The sequence below is a fragment of the Aminobacter sp. DSM 101952 genome, from assembly GCF_001424795.1.
In the GTDB taxonomy this organism is placed as follows: Bacteria; Pseudomonadota; Alphaproteobacteria; order Rhizobiales; family Rhizobiaceae; genus Aminobacter; species Aminobacter aganoensis.
This window is the reverse complement of the sequence record NZ_LMCL01000026.1, coordinates 1-3,785: the sequence shown is the minus strand read 5'-3', so window position 1 is coordinate 3,785 and position 3,785 is coordinate 1. Positions and strand designations below refer to the sequence as shown.

Here is a 3,785-nt window from a genome sequence, read left to right as displayed (position 1 = left end):
GTTCGAATGCCGACATGATTTCCGTCGTCCAATTTAACAGCAGGCCGTCGCAAGGGCTGGCTGGCAGATGGCCGGATTGCCTGCGCAGCAGTCCTCCAACAGAAAGCGGATCAAGCCACTCAAGGCCTGGTAGTCTGCCGAGTAGACAATGGAGCGCGCGTCCCAGCGGGCGGTGACCAGGCCGCCCCGCTCCAGTTCCTTGAGGTGGAACGAGACGTTCGACGCGGAGACCCCTGCGGCTTCCGCAATGAAGCCTGCGGCCATGCCTTCCGGCCCGGCCTTCACCAGGAGCCGAACGATCTTCAATCGCGTTTTCTGGGACATTGCCCCGAACGCGATCAGCGCTTGACGTTCATCCATGACACCTATGGCAGACAGTATCCCCGCCGCACCTCTTGCATATTGTATCCCACCTGGTCCGACCAATCAGCGGAGTTTGCGATAGTAGCCATTGGAATTCACGATTTTTCGGATCCTACCGACGATGCCAGACTGCTCCCTAGGACCTATCCAATAATAGAGCCAGAGAGGAGTCCATGGTTTACATCAAGAACACTTGGTACGCGGCGGCTTGGTCACACGAAATTACTCGTGACATGCTTGCCAGGACGATCGCCAACGAGAAGATTGTATTTTATCGTACGGAGTCCGGGGAAGTCGCAGCGCTTGAAGACCGTTGCCCGCATCGCTTCGTACCGTTGCATCTTGGCAAGCTCAAGGGAGACATCGTTGAGTGCGCTTATCATGGTCTCTGCTTCGATGCGTCGGGCGCCTGCACCCTAAATCCTCATGGGGACGGCAAAATACCGCGCGCAGCCCGCGTTAAGGCTTACAAGGTGGTTGAAAAACATAGTATCGCCTGGCTCTGGCTTGGTGAGGCCGAGCGTGCAGACGAAAGCCTCATCGCTGACTTCAGCGTGTTGACAGACCCCAGTTTCCAGACCGTCTCCAGCTACCTGCATGTCAGAGCCAACTATCAGCTGATCTCCGATAACCTGCTCGATCTCAGCCACGGCCAGTATATCCACCCTATGTTTGCCAACGCTGAGGGGCCGCCACGTTTCGAGCCGGAGAAAGAGCCAGCCGATCACGAAGTCTGGGCAAAGTTCTCTCGTCCCAACCAATACCCCAACAAATACTTCCAGATGCTCGGCTACCCCTCGGATCAGCGCGGTGACCATCGGAACTTTATGCGTTGGTCATCGCCTTCGCTGCTTCTTCTCGATGTCGGCATGACCGGTGTCGGACGCCCAGTTGAAGAGGGATTGTCAATACCAACGTCGCACCTGCTCACGCCCGAAACCGATTGCACCACACATTATTTTTGGGCGATGTCGCGCGATTTTCGGCAGGAAGATGTGGCATTGAGCGAACAACTCCTCCGCGTGGGAGTCGCCGTTTTCGACGACGAGGACAAGCCGGTCATCGAAGCCCAGCAGCGCATGATCGACAACAGCGAGCTAATGTCACTCAATCCTGTGTTGCTACAGACGGATGGCCCTGCTGTTCGAGCCAGACGCGTCGTGGAGGCCCGGCTGCAGGCAGAACAAGCGAGCTGAACGGTCCTGTTACACATGCGGTGCCGCGGACTTGGTCTGCGGCGCCGCTTGGCGTTTTGTGGCCTGCGTCAAGGAGATGAGTTATGGTGTCGCAAACCTCAACCTCATTGGAGCGGACTTTGCGATTCCGGCACCTGGACATGAACCTGCTGGTTGCCTTGGACGCAATCCTTACGCATCAGAATATTACCCGTGCATCGGAGCGGCTTTGCCTCAGTCAATCTGCTACCAGCGGTATTCTCTCTCGTCTACGTGAGCACTTCGACGATGAGCTGGTTGTCAGAAGCGGTCGTAGCATGGCGCTTACGCCGCTTGCAGAAGAACTCATCGTGCCTTTACGCGCTATCCTTTCGGATACAGAGCGCCTCTTGTCGATGAGAAGCGCCTTCGATCCCGCGACTTCGGATCGTCAATTTACTATAGCCTGTTCAGATTACGTCTGGGCGACCTTGATTCTTGATATCATCTCTGCACTTCGGGAAAATGCGCCGTCCGTGGATATATTCTACCGCGGGCCGAGCACCCGATTTTTCAAGACCGATATCGACCTGTTGATCATCCCCGACCGTTTCATGCTTGAGGATTGCCACTTCGAGCCTTTGCCTCCCAATTCTTACACTTGCATCGTCTGGAAGGGCAACGAACGCATAGGTAAGTCGATTTCCTTGGAGGAGTTTCTGGAAGCCCGCCATGCCCAAGCCTTTAGCGAGAGAACAACGTTCATCGAATCCTGGTTCTTGAAACAATTTGGACGGGCACCGAGAGCGGGGATCACCGCTCCAAGCTTCACATTGTTGCCTGATGCATTGGTGGGAACCGAGTTTCTCGCTCTTGTGCCAAAGGATCTGGCAAATCGCGCGACTTCGTATCTTCCCATCAGAACGGTCAGTGTTCCGTTTGAACTGCCCATAATGACAGACGTATTGCAGTGGCGCCGCTCACATGATCGCGATCCTGGTCTTCACTGGCTGCGAGAACAGGTGGTTGCAGTCGCCAATCAAAGATACACAGCTGCGAGCTGACCTATCGGCCTCATAGATATCTGGCCTCCAAAATTCCAATTTCCGAAATTCATAAGCCCCACCTACCATTTCCAGATGAGCGACCCGCGACGCCGGGGTCTTGGACCTGGAAACTGCTTCTGATGAAAATCGCACATATAGGTACTTCGTTTGCCCTCATCCGTCGCATGACGGTGATTGCGCAGGATATCGTATGCTTGGAGTTGTCGCCAACACGCACTGACGCCTTCCAGCCGTTCACCGCAGGCGCGCACATCGACGTTTTCGTGAACGGCGACGTTATTCGACAGTATTCTCTGTCGAATGATCCGGCCGACAGCTCGATCTACCGTCTCGCGATTCAGAAGGATCCTCAATCACGGGGTGGTTCCGCAGCCATACACGCCACGTTCCAGGCCGGGGACGTCATCCGAATTGGCGTACCTAGAAACAACTTTGAGCTCGCTGAAGACGATACCCATGTGGTCTTGGTTGCTGGCGGCATAGGTATCACCCCAATACTGAGCATGGCCTATCGTCTGTCGGCCAAGGGTACCAGTTTTGCTCTTCATCTGTGCGCGCGCTCGATTGAAAGGGCCGCCTTCATTGACGAAATCGCGTCAAGTTCATTCGCTTCGAAACTGCATCTCCATCTTGATGATGGTGGCCCCGAACAGCGCTTCGATCCAACGAAAGCCTTTTCGTCGGTTACGCAAAAATCGGCGGTGTATGTGTGCGGCCCCCGGGGGTTCATGGATTTTGTGACAGAAGCAGCCCGGCGCGGTGGGGTTGATCCGGACCGCATTCACACCGAAAGCTTCAGCGCGGCGCTTGTTCGAGGCGAAGACGAATTCGAAGTGATTGCTGCGCGAAGTGGAAAAGTCCTGCTTGTAAAGCACGACAAATCCATCGCTGAGACGCTCGAGGAAGCAGGCTTGCGCCCTCTCCTCTCATGCGAACAGGGTATATGTGGCACCTGTCTGATCAAGGTAATCAGTGGTGAGGTCGACCACAGGGACACGTTCCAGACTGCTCAGGAAAAATGCGCAGGCAACCAGATAGCCATCTGCTGCTCGCGCGCCAAATCGACACAACTCGTCCTCGATATCTGACCCTGGAGAAGAGAATGAAAACCCGCGCCGCAGTTGCCGTCGGAGCCGGAAAGCCGCTCGAGATCATGGAGGTGGACCTCGAGGGTCCGCGCGAGGGCGAGGTGCTCGTCGAG

Annotated in this window: 4 protein-coding genes; 3 read left to right on the top strand and 1 reads right to left on the bottom strand. The window is 55.6% G+C overall.

The genetic code is table 11. From position 1 onward, the window contains the following. Positions 1–33 precede the first annotated feature (33 nt). The gene (locus tag ASC75_RS16490) at positions 34–360 is read right to left on the bottom strand and encodes a helix-turn-helix transcriptional regulator (protein ID WP_055977836.1); all 327 of its coding nucleotides are present in this window, start codon (positions 358–360) and stop codon (positions 34–36) included. Positions 361–536: 176 nt separating this feature from the next. Here ASC75_RS16490 and ASC75_RS16485 point away from each other — a divergent pair, with 176 nt between their 5' ends. The 3 genes from ASC75_RS16485 to ASC75_RS16475 all read left to right on the top strand — a co-directional run bounded on the left by ASC75_RS16485 (position 537) and on the right by ASC75_RS16475 (position 3,672). Further along, the gene (locus ASC75_RS16485) at positions 537–1,559 is read left to right on the top strand and encodes an aromatic ring-hydroxylating dioxygenase subunit alpha (protein ID WP_055977834.1); all 1,023 of its coding nucleotides are present in this window, start codon (positions 537–539) and stop codon (positions 1,557–1,559) included. Positions 1,560–1,699: 140 nt separating this feature from the next. Then, the gene (locus ASC75_RS16480) at positions 1,700–2,581 is read left to right on the top strand and encodes a LysR family transcriptional regulator (RefSeq protein WP_055977832.1); all 882 of its coding nucleotides are present in this window, start codon (positions 1,700–1,702) and stop codon (positions 2,579–2,581) included. A 122-nt stretch (positions 2,582–2,703) separates the two neighbouring features. Then, positions 2,704–3,672 carry a PDR/VanB family oxidoreductase gene (locus tag ASC75_RS16475; protein ID WP_055977829.1) on the top strand — a complete coding sequence of 323 codons (969 nt, stop codon included), beginning with the start codon at positions 2,704–2,706 and terminating at the stop codon, positions 3,670–3,672. The last annotated feature ends 113 nt before the right edge of the window (positions 3,673–3,785 follow it).